Origin of the sequence: Nitrosospira sp. Nsp2 (assembly GCF_003050965.1) — a bacterium.
GTDB lineage: Bacteria > Pseudomonadota > Gammaproteobacteria > Burkholderiales > Nitrosomonadaceae > Nitrosospira.
In genome coordinates this window covers 1-15,695 of record NZ_QAOU01000006.1, presented here as the reverse complement: position 1 = coordinate 15,695, position 15,695 = coordinate 1, and the positions used below count along the sequence as shown (strand labels likewise).

Annotated in this window: 13 protein-coding genes; 9 read left to right on the top strand and 4 right to left on the bottom strand. The window is 54.1% G+C overall.

Features of this window, described 5'->3' with window-relative positions; translation table 11 throughout:
• Position 1: 1 nt before the first annotated feature.
• The 4 genes from glyA to dnaA all read right to left on the bottom strand — a co-directional run bounded on the left by glyA (position 2) and on the right by dnaA (position 6,655).
• Positions 2 to 1,252: a serine hydroxymethyltransferase gene (glyA, locus tag C8R31_RS12375; RefSeq protein ID WP_107694393.1), complete on the bottom strand. Its 1,251-nt coding sequence runs from the start codon at positions 1,250 to 1,252 to the stop codon at positions 2 to 4.
• 156 nt (positions 1,253 to 1,408) lie between these two features.
• Complete coding sequence (gene gyrB / locus C8R31_RS12370; protein ID WP_107694392.1) at positions 1,409 to 3,835, bottom strand: DNA topoisomerase (ATP-hydrolyzing) subunit B; 2,427 nt, start codon at positions 3,833 to 3,835, stop codon at positions 1,409 to 1,411.
• Between the two features lie 106 nt (positions 3,836 to 3,941).
• On the bottom strand, positions 3,942 to 5,051 hold the full coding sequence (dnaN, locus tag C8R31_RS12365; RefSeq protein ID WP_107694391.1) for a DNA polymerase III subunit beta: 1,110 nt from the start codon (positions 5,049 to 5,051) through the stop codon (positions 3,942 to 3,944).
• Between the two features lie 200 nt (positions 5,052 to 5,251).
• On the bottom strand, positions 5,252 to 6,655 hold the full coding sequence (gene dnaA, locus C8R31_RS12360; RefSeq protein ID WP_107694390.1) for a chromosomal replication initiator protein DnaA: 1,404 nt from the start codon (positions 6,653 to 6,655) through the stop codon (positions 5,252 to 5,254).
• Positions 6,656 to 6,825: 170 nt separating this feature from the next.
• Here dnaA and rpmH point away from each other — a divergent pair, with 170 nt between their 5' ends.
• From rpmH to C8R31_RS12315, 9 genes are all read left to right on the top strand, one after another.
• A complete protein-coding gene (gene rpmH / locus C8R31_RS12355) occupies positions 6,826 to 6,960 on the top strand; it encodes a 50S ribosomal protein L34 (protein ID WP_107694389.1) in 135 nt (44 codons plus the stop codon).
• Between the two features lie 14 nt (positions 6,961 to 6,974).
• Positions 6,975 to 7,334: a ribonuclease P protein component gene (gene rnpA / locus C8R31_RS12350; protein ID WP_258192695.1), complete on the top strand. Its 360-nt coding sequence runs from the start codon at positions 6,975 to 6,977 to the stop codon at positions 7,332 to 7,334.
• Positions 7,322 to 7,531 carry a membrane protein insertion efficiency factor YidD gene (gene yidD / locus C8R31_RS12345; protein WP_107694388.1) on the top strand — a complete coding sequence of 70 codons (210 nt, stop codon included), beginning with the start codon at positions 7,322 to 7,324 and terminating at the stop codon, positions 7,529 to 7,531. The genes rnpA and yidD overlap by 13 nt, the downstream gene beginning before the upstream one ends.
• Before the next feature lie 71 nt (positions 7,532 to 7,602).
• Positions 7,603 to 9,300 (top strand): membrane protein insertase YidC, encoded by a 1,698-nt coding sequence (gene yidC / locus C8R31_RS12340; RefSeq protein ID WP_107694387.1) that lies wholly within the window; start codon positions 7,603 to 7,605, stop codon positions 9,298 to 9,300.
• A gap of 93 nt (positions 9,301 to 9,393) precedes the next feature.
• The gene (mnmE, locus tag C8R31_RS12335) at positions 9,394 to 10,749 is read left to right on the top strand and encodes a tRNA uridine-5-carboxymethylaminomethyl(34) synthesis GTPase MnmE (protein ID WP_107694386.1); all 1,356 of its coding nucleotides are present in this window, start codon (positions 9,394 to 9,396) and stop codon (positions 10,747 to 10,749) included.
• A gap of 246 nt (positions 10,750 to 10,995) precedes the next feature.
• A complete protein-coding gene (mnmG, locus tag C8R31_RS12330) occupies positions 10,996 to 12,906 on the top strand; it encodes a tRNA uridine-5-carboxymethylaminomethyl(34) synthesis enzyme MnmG (RefSeq protein WP_107694385.1) in 1,911 nt (636 codons plus the stop codon).
• Positions 12,903 to 13,535, top strand: a complete 633-nt coding sequence (gene rsmG / locus C8R31_RS12325; protein WP_107694384.1) for a 16S rRNA (guanine(527)-N(7))-methyltransferase RsmG — start codon at positions 12,903 to 12,905, stop codon at positions 13,533 to 13,535. Before mnmG ends, rsmG begins: the two co-directional genes overlap by 4 nt.
• A gap of 81 nt (positions 13,536 to 13,616) precedes the next feature.
• Positions 13,617 to 14,429 (top strand): ParA family protein, encoded by an 813-nt coding sequence (locus C8R31_RS12320; protein ID WP_107694383.1) that lies wholly within the window; start codon positions 13,617 to 13,619, stop codon positions 14,427 to 14,429.
• A gap of 18 nt (positions 14,430 to 14,447) precedes the next feature.
• Positions 14,448 to 15,287: a ParB/RepB/Spo0J family partition protein gene (locus tag C8R31_RS12315; RefSeq protein ID WP_219907524.1), complete on the top strand. Its 840-nt coding sequence runs from the start codon at positions 14,448 to 14,450 to the stop codon at positions 15,285 to 15,287.
• Positions 15,288 to 15,695 lie beyond the last annotated feature (408 nt).

The window sequence follows — 15,695 nt, the reverse complement described above, 5'->3', positions numbered from 1 at the left end:
ATCAGCGTTGATAAACGGGGAATTTGGCACACATCGATTTTGCCTGCTGCGCGACATGCGAAAGAACCGACGTGTCGGTAGGGGCGTCGAGCACATCGGCGATCAGATTCGCCAGTTGCTCCGCTTCCAGTTCTTTGAAACCGCGGGTGGTAATCGCGGGCGAGCCGATGCGAATACCGCTGGTGACAAAAGGTTTCTGGGGATCATTAGGGATGGCGTTTTTGTTGACCGTGATATGCGCCAGTTCCAGCGATTCGGCGGCCTGTTTGCCGGTGATATGCTTAGTGCGCAAATCCACCAGGAACATGTGGCAATCCGTTCGGCCGGAGACGATGCGAAGACCGCGCTCCTGTAATACCTTGGCCATCACGCGGGCGTTGTCTATCACCTGCTCCTGATAATTCCTGAACTCGGCGCTCGCCGCCTCTTTAAAGGCGACAGCCTTCGCGGCAATCACGTGCATCAGCGGGCCACCTTGTGTTTGCGGAAATATCGCCGAATTCAGGGCTTTCTCATGCTCAGGCTTGGCCATGATAACGCCCCCGCGGGGACCGCGTAACGTCTTATGAGTCGTACTGGTGACGAAATCGGCGATACCGACCGGGTTGGGATAAAACCCCGCCGCAACCAAGCCGGCGTAATGCGCCATATCGACGAATAAGTAAGCACCCACTTCATCTGCGATCTTGCGAAAACGCTTCCAATCTATTATAAGCGAGTAGGCAGAGGCGCCAGCAACGATCATTTTAGGCTTATGCTCGCGCGCTAGACGGGCCACTTGATCGTAGTCCAGCTCTTCGTTTTCGGGCCTCAGTCCGTATGCGATCGCATTGAAAATCTTGCCGCTGAGATTAACCGATGCGCCGTGGGTTAGATGGCCGCCATGGGCGAGGGACATCCCCAGAAAGGTGTCGCCGGGTTGGAGCGCCGTCAAATATACCGCGGCGTTCGCTTGGGAGCCGGAATGCGGCTGGACATTTACGTACTCCGCGTCGAACAGCCCTTTTAATCGGTCTATCGCCAGTTGCTCCACGACGTCAACATACTCGCAGCCGCCGTAGTAGCGTTTACCGGGATAGCCCTCCGCATATTTATTGGTCAGCACCGTTCCCTGCGCCTGCATCACTGCCGGACTGGCGTAGTTTTCCGAGGCTATCAGCTCGATATAGTCTTCCTGCCGTTGAATTTCCCCCTTGATTGCCTGCCACAAGTCCGGGTCGACGTTTTCGAGGGTATGTTTCGAGGGCCACATATCAGTTCAATCCTTTCAATATTTTTAGAAACGTATTGGCAGTGTAGCGATAGAAGTACGACAAACATGATCGGGATGAACCTCTAGCGCTGTTGGCACGGAAAAGCTCCGGGACCCGCCTCCTTTTGCACTGCCGCGCAACCGCGGCTGACACCGCTAAACATCCAGATTCCTCACCCCTAGCGCGTTGTTCTCGATGAACGCGCGGCGGGGCTCTACCACGTCGCCCATAAGGGTGGTGAAAATTTCGTCAGCGGCGATGCTGTCCTCTATTTGCGCGCGAAGCAGGCGGCGGCTCTTCGGATCCATGGTAGTTTCCCACAACTGTGCCGGATTCATTTCCCCCAACCCTTTGTAGCGCTGAGTGCCGATGCCTTTTTTCACCTCTTGCAGCAGCCAGTCGAGCGCCGGCTTGAAATCACTGATGAATTGCTTCTGTTCGCCGCGTTGGATATACGCCGAAGGCCCCATCAGCCCATCTAGAACCTGCGCGGTTTGCCTTATCTGCGCGTAGTCGCCACTTTCCAGGAAATCCTGGTCAAGGTAACTGGCGCGGGCATTGCCATGGTGCATCCGGGAGATCTTGAGCCGGAATGCCTCCGTCGCGGCATCGTACTCAGGCGTAATATTTACGGCCTTGACCTGAGCTGAGAGCCGGGCTGCGCTTTCGGCAGCGCCGGCTTCGCTGCTTAAATCGACCTCCGGATTACGCAGCAACGCATGCATCACCTCGCTGTCGATCAGGCGGCTCATGCGCTCGATTACCGCTTCCGCCAAGAGGTACTCATTGGCGATTTTTTCCAGCGTCTCTCCCTTGAGAGGCGGCTTATCTTCATGCGTATGCAATTCCGCATCGGCCAATGCCAATCCCAGAAGGTATTGCTTAAGCTCATGGTCATCCTTTACGTAGCGTTCCTGTTTACCATGTTTGATCTTGTACAAGGGGGGCTGGGCGATGTAAATGTGACCGCGTTCCAGCAATTCGGGCATTTGCCGGTAAAAAAAGGTGAGCAGCAGCGTGCGTATGTGCGAGCCATCAACGTCCGCATCAGTCATGATAATAATGCGGTGGTAGCGCAACTTGTCGGGGTTGTATTCATCCTTCCCGATGCCAGTGCCGAGCGCTGTGATAAGCGAGGCGATTTCCTGGGATGAGATCAATTTGTCGAACCGTGCTTTTTCGACATTCAGTATTTTTCCCTTCAAAGGCATAATGGCTTGGAACTTGCGATCGCGTCCCTGCTTTGCGGACCCGCCCGCTGAGTCGCCCTCCACCAGATAAAGCTCACACAAGGCCGGGTCTTTCTCCTGACAGTCCGCAAGTTTGCCCGGCAATCCCATTCCATCCAGAACCCCCTTGCGCCGCGTCAGTTCCCGCGCTTTCCGCGCCGCCTCGCGCGCCCTTGCGGCGTCAATAATCTTTCCACAGATGGTTTTCGCGTCGAGCGGGTTCTCCAACAGAAACTCAGCCAGTTTCATCGCCACGATTTCCTCTACAGCGGGACGGACTTCCGATGAGACAAGTTTTTCCTTGGTCTGAGATGAAAACTTGGGTTCGAATAATTTCACCGATAAAACGCAGGAGAGACCTTCGCGCATGTCATCGCCCGAAGTTTCGATCCTGGCTTTTTTGGCCAGCTCATTCTTTTCAATATAGTTGTTAAGGGTTCGCGTCATAGCCGCGCGCAAACCGGTCAGGTGCGTACCGCCGTCCTTCTGCGGTATGTTATTGGTAAAGCACAGAACCTGTTCGGAATAACTGTCGTTCCACTGCATCGAGACTTCCACCGCGATGTGGTCTTTTTCCCCCGAGGCATAAAAGATTTTGGGGTGCAGAACAGACTTGGTGCGGTTAATGTACTCGACGAAGCTTCTCACCCCGCCCACGAAAGCGAATGTCTCTTCCTTGGCGCTGCGCTGATCGACCAGATGAATTTTTACGCCATTGTTGAGGAACGACAGCTCTCGCAAACGCTTGGCAAATATGTCGTAGTGATATTCGATATCGCCGAATATTTCCTTGCTGGCCAGAAAATGCACTTCGGTGCCGCGCCGCTCTGTCTTGCCTGTGATGGCTAGAGGCGCTACCGGCACGCCCATACGGAATTCAATCTGATGAACCAGCCCGTCGCGCCTAATGGTGAGACGCAGCCATTCTGACAACGCGTTGACAACGGATACGCCGACCCCGTGCAGCCCCCCCGACACCTTGTAGGAATTGTCGTCGAATTTGCCGCCGGCATGGAGTTCCGTCATGACAATCTCTGCCGCGGAGCGCTTCAGTTCATCGTCCTGCTTGATCCCCGTGGGAATGCCACGTCCGTTATCCTGCACCGTTACCGAATTGTCGGGATGAATGATTACGGTGATTTCATTGCAATAACCAGCCAGCGCTTCATCAATTGAATTGTCCATCACCTCGAATACCATGTGATGCAATCCGGTGCCGTCGCTGGTGTCGCCAATGTACATACCGGGCCGCTTGCGCACAGCGTCGAGACCTTTGAGGATCTTGATGCTGTCAGAACTGTAATCCGCGGAGCCTTCACTTTTCTGCTGCCTGGAACGGTCTTTGTCAATCATTATTGATGTCTTTAAGTTTCACGTGAAACGCGGTTATTCGGACGTGTTTCTTCCCCGACTGTACTGTTGGCGACTTTTCGGCGGCTGCTGCGTCTTGCGATCGCTGCTATATCCTCATTGGCATGACGACATATTTGAAATTTTCTTCGCCCGGAATGGCGATAAGCGCGCTGCTGTTGGCATCCCCAAAAGAACACCGCACGGTTTCGCTGCTCAGGTTATTTAACACATCCAGCAGGTAAGTGATATTGAAACCAATATCAAGCGCTTCGCCATCATACTGAAGCTCCAGCTCTTCTTCCGCTTCTTCTTGTTCACTGTTGTTACACACGATGCGCAAGTTACCCGTGGTCAATATGAGCCGTACGCCGCGAAACTTTTCATTGGATAAAATTGATGCACGCTGGAGCGTTTGCAAGAACAACTGCCGGTTTATATCGAACTGTTTCTGATAGCCGGTGGGAATAACACGGTTATAGTCGGGGAACTTTCCGTCCACCACCTTGGATACGAGGACTACATTTGAAAAGGAAAAACGCACCTGATTTTGCAGAATCTCCACGATAACAGGTTCCTCGCTGTCAGCGAGCAACCTGGCAAGTTCCAGTACGACTTTACGGGGCAATATGACCTCATTTTTCTCCTGGTGCGTTTCCAGCATCATGAAGGCAAACGCCAGTCTGTGACCGTCGGTCGCCACCACCTTCAGGCAATTGTCTTCTATCAGCAAGAGCAACCCGTTCAGATAATATCGAATGTCCTGTTGCGCCATCGCATACTGCACCCTGGACAAAAGGTGTTTCAGTTGCCCCTGTTGCAGCGTTATCCTCGCCTGGGACTCCTTGCTTTCCGGGAAACGGGGAAAATCTTCGGCGGGCAGTGTTTGTAAATTAAAACGGCTTTTACCCGCTTTCGCTTGAAGCCTGTTTTCGCTTGCCTCAAGGGTTACCTGAGCCTGTTCCGGCAACGCTCGCAATATATCCTGAAGTTTTTTTGCGCCGACTGTGACGGAATACTCTACGTCCAGGGCGCTACCATCCTTTGCTGACGTGGTTATCTGGATTTCCAGATCAGTTGCAATAAATGAAAGATACTCGTTTTTTAATTCTATAAACACGTTGGACAGGATCGGCAAGGTATGGCGGCGCTCGACAATGCCCGTCACAGTTTGCAGCGGCTTTAGCAACGTATCCCTATCGGCTTGTATAAGTTTCATTATTTAAATCCACAATAATCGTTAATAGAAGCCGGTAAAGTCCGGTACAAATAAAATTTAAGCTTTTATATTAAGGAAATAACTAATTTCTCGTCCCTGTATAGATGAGGTATTGCCTGTGGACAGTTTGGGGGCAAAATTACCTGACGGCAAAAAGACCGAGTTATCCCCATATGATCCCCGTCATTACCCCACGGCTATCAACCGCGTAGAATGTGCAACAAGGTGTTGAAGTCCCGATTGATGGCTGGATCGGAAGCGCGTAGCTCAGCAATTTTTCGGTAGCCATGCAATACTGTTGTGTGATCTCTACCGCCAAATGCTTCGCCAATGTCGGGCAGACTGAGAGGTGTGAGCTCTTTGGAGATGGCCATGGCCATTTGCCGCGGTCGAGCGACGATGCGAGAACGCTTTTTAGAATACATTTCCGCGACCTTGATTTTATAGTAGTCCGCGACGGTCTTCTGAATATTTTCTATGGAAATCTGACGGTTCTGTACCGCGAGCAAGTCTTTCAGGGCTTCTCTCGCCAAGTCGAGGGATAATGAGTGCCCGGTGAATCTCGAATACGCGAGTACCCGCTTGAGCGCGCCTTCCAATTCGCGCACGTTGGACCGAATATGTTTGGCGATGAAAAATGCCACGTGTTCATCCAGAACAATGTTTTCCATGAGTGCCTTCTTCAGCAGAATGGCAACACGCATTTCCAGTTCCGGAGGCTCGACCGCTACCGTCAACCCCCAGCCGAAACGTGAAATCAGGCGTTCTTCCATACCTGAGATTTCCTTTGGGTAAGAGTCGCAGGTAATGATGACCTGCTTATGTGCTTCGATGAGCGCGTTGAAGGCGTAGAAAAACTCTTCCTGCGTCCGGTTCTTGCCGCCAAAGAACTGGATGTCATCGATCAACAGAAGATCAAGGGAATGGTAGTACCGTTTAAACTCGTCGAATGCTTTATGTTGGTAAGCCCTTACTACGTCGGAAACGTATTGTTCTGCGTGAATATACCGGACCTTGGCAGCACTGTTGTGCTCCAGTACGGAATTACCGATCGCTTGAATCAAATGAGTTTTACCCAGACCAACGCCCCCGTAAATAAAGAAGGGGTTGTAAGCAACACCCGGACGTTCGGCCACCTGGATCGCGCCTGCTCGAGCCAGTTGATTCGCTTTGCCCGTGACAAAACTGTTGAAGGTAAAGGCTGGATTCAACCGGCTGGGATTTTTTTCGTGTTTTTCTTTTGGATCTCTTGTTTTTTGCGATACGACCGGCGACGTGTCGAACGCGGCAGAAGCTTGGTTTTGAGCGCCTATAGTGCTTTTTGCTATGGGCTCAATGGGTTTGGCGGGACCCTGGTCGGCAAGTTTTAATTGAAAATGGACGTTGCAGGAAAAATATTCCTCGGCCATTTGTTCGATCCGCGGTACGAAATTGTCTTTTACCCATTGCATGACGAAACGGTTGGGCGCCACGAGCACGGGCTCGAACGCATTATGCGATGATTCCAGGGATAAGGGTTTTATCCAGGTATTGAACTGCTGGGCGCTCAACTCCTTCTCAAAATAGTCAAGGCAGGAAAGCCAGAAAGTATCTACTGCAGGCATGATCGTAATGACTTGTTAGGCGAACGGGACGGAGATTCGGCTGCGCGGGAAACATATTCTAGACCGTTCGAGACGACTTATCCACAGGGGCGGGAAAAAATATCGGTTGACATCAGCCTTCGTAAAGAGTTGTAATGCCGAGTTTTATTTATGACGCACAGGGGAAAACGATGAAACGCACTTACCAACCATCCGTGACGCGAAGAAAGCGAACTCATGGTTTTCGAGTTCGAATGAAGACTTCCGGCGGCGCGGCTGTTATTCGGGCTCGTCGGGCGAAAGGGCGTGTTCGTCTGGGAGTCTGACGCAGCGTAATTTATTGAGGAGTTTCACTATTCGCTTTCCAAAAACTCACCGCTTGCGCAAAGCAGAAGAGTTCTCCTCGGTTATTAGATTCAGGTGTTCTGCAAGCAGCGAGTTTCTACAGATCTTCGCTAAACCCAATAATCTGTCGCACTCCAGACTGGGAGTGGTTGTCGCGGGTAAAATCGAGCGACTGGCCGTAAATCGCAACAGGGTGAAGCGCTTGCTGCGAGAAGTATTTCGAGCTCGCCAGGGGGACTTGACCGGGCTGGACATAGTGGTTCGCTTGCGCAACCGCCTCAGCCACAGCAACTCGTTGAATATAGCGGGAGAAGCGGAACGGCTCATGGTTCAATTGCAGCGATGTCGCGGATAATTATAGGTCTGATCAAGCTTTATCAGTATTGCCTGAGCCCTTTTTTCGGGCTGTCTTGCCGCTTCAGTCCGTCCTGTTCACACTACGCATGTGAAGCACTTACCAGACATGGGGTGGTTCGCGGAGTATTACTGAGCGCGTGGAGAATATTGCGCTGCAATCCCTGGAATCGTGGTGGACATGACCCTGTACCATAGAAGCCGTAGTCAGGCCTCAAATAACCTTCGTACGTTCAGTCGTACCGTCAAAAACAAATTCGCGATGCAAGATGGATACACAAAAACTCGTACTTTTTCTAATCTTTTCCACCTCGATGTTATTTCTTTGGGATGCGTGGCAGAAAGAACAGCGCCCGCCATCCCCGGCTTCCACAACGTCTGCTACTCAGGGATCGGGTAACCAGCCAGGGTCACAGCCCGATACGCCAGTCCCAGGGGAAAAACTGGCTTCAGCTCCGCCCGGTCAGGGCGAGAGCCCCGTGGATAATGGGGCTCCCAAAGTGAGCGGGAAGCTGGAATCCGGCGAGAAAATCATTGTCAAGACCGACATGGTGATGGCGGAAATCAGTACCGCGGGGGGCGATCTTCGTCGTCTTGAGTTACTGGATCATCCGGATAAGGAAGATAAAAGCAAGCCATTCGCGCTGTTGCAAAGTCGAAGCGACCACATCTACGTGGCGCAATCGGGGCTGATCGGAGAAGGCCTGCCCAGTCATAAGACGCACTACACAGCGGAGCAGGGAACGTATGAGCTGGCAGCTGGCGCCGACAAGATCGAGGTACGGCTGGCAGCGCCTGAAAACGACGGGGTGCGGGTGACTAAGGTTTATACGTTTCACCGCGGAAGCTACCTGATCGACGTGAGCTTTGAGGTTTCCAACCAGCGCGCTACTGCGATCCAGCCTTTTTCCTATTTTCAGATGCTCCGCGACAGCCAGCCCCCGGTGGGTTCGGTTTTCATGATCCCGACCTATACCGGCGCCGCGCTTTATACCGAGCAGGAAAAATTCAAGAAAATAGAGTTTTCGGCGTTGGACAAGGGCAACGCGACCTATCCGAAGAATGCCGATAATGGCTGGATAGCGATGCTGCAGCATTATTTTCTCACCGCCTGGCTGCCCGAGGACAAACTGCCGCGCGAGTACTATGCTAAGCGCCTGGGCGAGAATGAATATTCCGCCGGCGTGATCGTGCCGGTAGGCGTCGTTGAACCCGGGAGCACCGTCAGGATAACCGTGCCGCTCTATGCCGGGCCGGAGGAACAGAGCAAGCTGGCCTCCATTGCGCCAGGGCTCGACCTCACGGTGGATTATGGCTGGCTGACGGTAATTGGAGCGCCGCTGTTCTGGTTGTTGTCGTTCTACCATTCCTGGACAGGGAACTGGGGTGTGGCCATCATTCTGCTCACAATGTCGGTCAAGCTGGCCTTTTTCCCATTGTCCGCGGCGGGCTACCGCTCAATGGCGAAATTACGCCTGGTTACGCCCAAGCTTCAGCGTTTGCGCGAGCAGCACGGCAATGACCGTCAACGCATGCATCAGGCGATGATGGATTTTTACAAGACGGAAAAAATCAACCCGATGGGGGGCTGTCTACCGATATTGGTTCAGATCCCGGTGTTCATTTCGTTATATTGGGTACTGCTTGCGAGCGTGGAATTGCGGTATGCGCCATTTGCCTTGTGGATAGAAGACATGTCGTCGCCCGATCCTTATTTTGTACTGCCGATATTGATGGGCATTTCCATGTTTGTGCAATCGAAGCTCAGCCCGCCCGCGGCCGACCCCATCCAGCAGAAAGTAATGCAGATCATGCCGTTCGCCTTCAGCGTATTCTTTTTCTTCTTCCCGGCGGGCTTGGTGCTGTATTCTCTGGTGAATAACGTGCTTTCCATCGCTCAGCAGTGGCAGATCACGCGCATGATAGAGAATGCCGCATTGACCGCGGGCAAGAAGAAAGCTGGCTGAAACGGCGGAAGCTCCTCACCTCACGGCAAATTTGCCGAAGCGCCTGAATTGCGCCTGTGCTGCGCCTGAAGGATTACCCATTCAGGTATTAGAATGGTGAACTCTGACATCATTGCCGCGATCGCCACTCCCCCCGGGAGAGGCGGCATCGGCGTAGTTCGCGTTTCAGGTGGAAGTCTGGGATCACTCGCCCTGAAAATCACGGGCTCTCTGCCCCCGCCTCGTCAGGCGACGCTCAGTAAATTTCTCGATGAAGCCGGCCTGGTCATTGATCAGGGAATTGTGCTTTATTTTCCTGCGCCTTACTCCTACACCGGCGAAGATGTACTGGAATTGCAGGGTCATGGCGGCCCGGCGGTAATGAATCTGCTATTGTCCAGCTGTCTTTCTGCAGGGGCACGCCTGGCGCAACCGGGCGAATTCACTTTACGCGCGTTCCTCAACAACAAGCTAGATCTTGCCCAGGCCGAGAGCGTGGCGGATATTATCGATGCCAGCACAAGTGAAGCAGCGCGCTGCGCCATGCGATCCCTGCAAGGCGACTTTTCCAATGCTGTTCGTAACCTGGTGGAAGCGCTTACCACCCTGCGCATGCTTGTCGAGGCCTCCCTGGATTTTCCGGAAGAAGAAATAGAGTCCGCTGGGCAAGGGGATTTACAGGGCAGACTGGAAGAAATACGGGCTCAGGTTGAGCACGTGCTCACGTCAGCCATGCAGGGAAGCCTGTTGCGCGAAGGCGTACGGGTGGTCCTGGTGGGGCAGCCGAACGTGGGGAAATCAAGCCTTTTGAACCGGCTAACCCGCGAAGAAACGGCCATTGTGACCGAAATACCGGGCACCACTCGGGACGCTATCCGCGAGACCATCGAGATAGAAGGGGTTCCGGTGCATGTGGTCGATACCGCTGGGTTAAGGGATACCCAGGACGCTGTTGAAAAGATTGGCATGGCGCGCACCCGCGAAGCCATTAGCAAAGCAAACCTGATTCTGCTGATAATGGACAGCCGGAGGGGTATCACGGCGGAAGACAGGGGAATTCTGGGAGAGTTGCCCTCTAACCTGCCAATCATTTGTGTTTACAACAAAATCGACCTGGAGCCAGCACCGCCTCATACCGAAGTGCCGGAGGTAGGATCAGCTGTTTATGTCTCCGCCAAGACCGGCTTGGGGGTTGAAGAGCTGCGCAAAAAACTTCTGGGAACGGCAGGTTGGCAGCCGCACGCGTCGGGCGAAGGCATATTCATGGCCCGCCAGCGGCACCTGTACGCATTGACGGACGCTGGCGCGTATCTGAAGAATGCCGCTAGCCTGGCGGGACAAGCAGTTCAGCTCGATTTGCTCGCGGAAGAGTTAAGGCTGGCACAGAAAAGCCTTTCTTCCATTACAGGCGAATTCAGCGCGGACGATTTGCTGGGGGAGATATTTTCCCGATTCTGCATCGGCAAATAGGCGCTGCGCTCGGGTCCGCGCGTTCAGGGCGGCGTTGAGCTGTGCCGCTGGCAGCGGCTGAACAGTATTGATTTATCGGGTTTGAATGTTCATCGGCTATTTGCCGGGAGGTAGATTGTTTCACGTGAAACATTCGGCGCGCAGCCTCCAGGCGTTCGCAGGTCCCCTCGCCCTGCACTTACACAACCCGGCGTTTTACCGTAGAATCCCGCCTTTCAACACCGCGGCCCAACCGGCCAGTTTAGGGTGACTTTTCCTGACCATTTCGACGTAATCGTAATTGGTGGCGGCCACGCCGGCACCGAGGCGGCCCTTGCCGCTGCCCGTATGGGGCAAAAAACCTTATTGCTGACCCATAATATCGAAACGCTGGGGCAGATGTCATGCAATCCGTCGATCGGCGGTATTGGCAAAGGGCATCTCGTCAAAGAGGTAGACGCCTTGGGGGGCGCGATGGCCGCCGCGGCCGATGAGGCGGGAATACAGTTCCGCATATTGAACTCGCGCAAAGGGCCCGCAGTGCGTGCGACACGCGCGCAGGCCGATCGCGTGCTTTACCGCCAGGCAATTCGCCGCCGCGTCGAGAACCAGCCCAACCTCTGGCTGTTCCAGCAGTCGGTAGACGACCTCGTGCTCGAAGGCGACCGCGTCACTGGCGTCGTTACACAGTTGGGGATAACGTTCCGTGCAAGAGCAGTGGTGCTCACTGCCGGCACATTTCTGGCAGGGCTCGCGCATGTCGGATCTGTCAATTTCCAGGCAGGCCGGGCCGGAGACCCACCCTCCGTCAGCCTGGCTGCGCGATTGCGCGAAATGAGACTGCCGGTGGGACGATTGAAAACGGGCACTCCCCCGCGCATTGACGGTCGCAGCATCGATTATTCAGCGGTGATCGAACAGCCCGGAGATACTCCGCTCCCGGTGTTTTCTTTTATGGGTAGCGCCGCGCAGCATCCACGTCAACTGCCGTGCTGGATTACGCATACCAACAATCGCACACATGACGTTATCCGCAAAGGTTTGGATCGTTCGCCGCTGTTCACCGGCGCAATTGAAGGCGTTGGGCCGCGTTATTGCCCCTCTATCGAGGATAAGGTCGTGCGTTTCTCCGCCAAGGAATCGCATCAGATTTTCCTTGAGCCGGAAGGCCTTGACACTCATGAGGTGTATCCTAACGGAATCTCCACGAGCCTGCCGTTTGACATGCAGGTTGAAGTGGTGCGTTCCATCAGGGGGCTTGAAAACGCGCATATCACCAGGCCGGGCTATGCCATCGAATACGACTATTTTGATCCACGGGGACTGAAAAGCTCGCTTGAGACGAAGGCGATCGATGGGTTGTTTTTTGCCGGGCAAATTAACGGCACCACCGGGTATGAAGAAGCTGCCGCGCAGGGCTTGCTGGCAGGCATCAATGCCGCGCTCAAGACGCAGGAACGAGAGCCATGGTGCCCCCGCCGGGATGAAGCTTATCTTGGGGTGTTGGTAGATGACCTAATTACCCTGGGCGTGACCGAGCCCTATCGCATGTTTACCAGTCGGGCGGAGTATCGCTTACAGCTCCGCGAAGACAATGCAGATCTGAGGCTGACAGAAATAGGACGCGGGCTTGGAGTGGTCGATGACTTGCGTTGGACCGCCTTCGATACTAAACGGGAGGCAATCGTGCGTGAGCAAGATCGCTTGAAAAGCGTGTGGCTCAAGCCGAGAACTGGTTCGGATGTTACAGCCGTTGCCGATGTGACGGAGGTGCTGGGCAGAACGATTGAGCGCGAGTATTTGCTGCATGAATTGCTCCGCCGCCCGGGCGTTTCCTATGAGAGCTTAATGACGCTGCCAGGAGCAGGCGAGCCCGTGGTTGACCCGATGGTTGCAGAACAGGTCGAAATCCAGGCGAAGTATCACGGTTATATCGAGCGCCAAAAGGATGAAGTTGCGCGCAACGCGCAATATGAGAACCTTCGTTTGCCGCAAGACCTGGATTACCGTACTGTGAACGGTCTTTCAAGCGAGGTGCAGCAAAAACTGAACCAGCATAAGCCGGAAACAGCAGGACAGGCGTCGAGGATTTCCGGCATCACCCCGGCCGCCATCTCCTTATTACTGGTGCACGTGAAGCGTGGATTTGCCGGCCACACTGCCAAGAAACGCGCATGAATCTCGCGGCACGGCTCGCGGGCGGAATCGCAGACTTGGGGGAGGCCGTCCCTCCCGAAACCCAAGCCCGGTTATTGCAATATCTTGCGCTGATTCAGAAATGGAACCGTGTCCATAACCTGACCGCGCTGCGTGAGCCGGAAATAATGCTGGTTCGACACGTGCTTGACAGCCTGTCGATCTTACCGCACGTCAGCGGGCCCTGGGTAGCGGATGTCGGCAGCGGCGCGGGGTTACCTGGTATCCCTCTAGCGCTGGCGCGGCCGGAGTGGCACGTGGTACTGATCGAAAGCGTTCATAAAAAAGCCGCATTTCTGCAACAGGCGCGAATAGAGTTGAAACTGAAAAATGTCGAGGTGGCTGCTGAACGGGTCGAGCATTATCATCCGGCAACCGCTTTCGATTCTGTTGTTTCTCGCGCCTTTTCCGACTTGGCCGACTTCGTCAGGCAGGCGGGTCACTTGTGTGCGGGTGGGGATGGGGGCGGCCGGCTCCTGGCTATGAAGGGCTTATATCCACATGAGGAGCTGGCTCAGTTGCCGGCCCAGTTCGTGGTGGAGAATATATTACCTATTGCAGTTCCAGGCCTCGGGTCAGAGCGGCATCTGGTTATTGTTAAGCGGGCCTAGCGTAGATATCAGGGTAGATATACGGGCGAGCATCGTCCAGCAGCCCGGGCAGCCCCGGGTTGCCGTCTCTGGAGCGGAGCGATGACGAGAATTCTGGCAATAACGAATCAAAAAGGCGGCGTGGGGAAAACAACCACCAGCGTGAATCTGGCAGCGAGCCTCGCGGCTGCCAAGCGTCGGGTACTGTTGGTTGACCTTGACCCGCAGGGTAACGCTACCATGGGGAGTGGCGTAGATAAGCGCGCACTGCCGCATACCGTTTACCAGGTGCTGCTCGGGAGCCGGAGCGTGGCCGAGGTAAGCGTGCATTCCACGAGTGGCAAATACGATCTCATTCCCGCCAACCGTGAACTGGCGGGCGCCGAAATAGAGATGGTGGACCTACCCCGGCGCGAAACTCGGCTGAAGGAGGCTTTGCACGATGTTGAACAAAACTATGATTTTATTCTCATCGATTGCCCCCCCGCGCTCAATCTGTTGACGCTTAACGGGCTGTGCGCCGCGTATGCCGTAATGATCCCAATGCAGTGCGAGTATTATGCTCTCGAGGGCTTAAGCGATCTTGTCAATACCATAAAAAAAGTGCGGGCAAATCTTAACCCTGCGCTAGAGATCGAAGGGTTGCTGCGTACAATGTTTGACCCGCGCAATATATTAGCCCAACAGGTGTCGGATCAATTGCAGCAGCACTTCGGCGAAAAGGTGTACCGCACGGTGATACCTCGCAATGTCCGATTGGCCGAAGCCCCGAGTTTCGGCATTCCCGCGCTTTATCACGACAAATTATCCAAAGGCACCCAAGCCTATCTGGCGCTTGCGGGAGAAATGTTAAACCGATATTTCCCTAGTGAAGCACCGTTTCAGCAGGACTTGGACAACACACTGGAAGCATAGGCGTAAAGCAGGAAGATCATGAAATCTAAGGGATTGGGCAGGGGATTGGATGCGTTGCTGGCGGGGAACGAAAACGTCAGGACAGGCGAGACGCTGCGGAATTTGAAATTATCGCAGTTGCAACCGGGCAAATATCAACCGCGCACGCGCATGGATAAGGAGTCGCTGGCGGAGCTCGCCGAATCGATAAAATCCCAGGGAATCATGCAACCAGTGCTGGTCCGCCCTATTTCAGCGGGCCGCTATGAAATCATAGCCGGGGAACGGCGCTGGCGGGCAGCACAGCTTGCGGCGATTTCCGAAGTGCCAGCGCTTGTTCGCGAAGTGCCTGACGAGGCCGTGCTGGCCATGTCGCTGATCGAGAATATTCAGCGCGAGGATCTCAATCCGCTGGAAGAAGCGCTCGGAATTCAACGACTTATAAAGGAGTTTGGCATGACGCACGAGGCTGCAAGCCAAGCTCTGGGTAGTTCCCGGAGTGCGGTTTCCAATCTTCTACGATTGCTCAATCTGCCATCGCCCGTCCAGGAATTGTTAATGGACGGAAAAATAGATATGGGGCACGGTCGCGCACTGCTCTCGCTTCCCCCCGCGAAGCAAATTGAAATCGCTAATCTGGTGGCGCATAAACAGCTTTCCGTGCGTGAAACCGAGAGGCTGGTACACCGGATCGAGCATCCCGCGCCAAAGCCAAAAGGACGTGCCAAAAACGACCGTGATCTATTAAATCTGCAGGAAGATGTTTCTGCGAAGCTTGGTGCGCAAGTTGTTATAAAACCGGGGAAAAGAGGTGCCGGAACCCTGGTGATCCATTACAGCAGCCTGGAGCAACTGGACGGGATATTGTCTCGCTGGTAATTCGAATTCGGCCAGGCGTGCGGCTCCCGCGCGTTCGGAGCGCCGCGCGTCGCCCGCAAACTGCTTGACTTGGTTGATCTTCGCGGATAGTCTTTACAGGGTTGTGGGTATGTAAAGTATATGTAACATTGGTATTGATATTGGTATTTCAAGGGGTATTTCGGGGATATCAGTATTTTAGTGTTGTTAAATTGGTAATGGTTCAGTATTAGGAAAGAGGGGAAATGCCGCAACCCTGGGAGGAAGAAGGGGAAGGGGGCGCTTCCTGAGGAAGAAGTAGTACTCGATCATCAACGCAACAGGAGAAATTAAAATGGCAACAACCTATGAAACGTCGAGCACGGCGAAGTCGGGAGGACGCGATTACGACATGTCGCTGTGGTACGACTCGAGGTGGTACAAATTTGG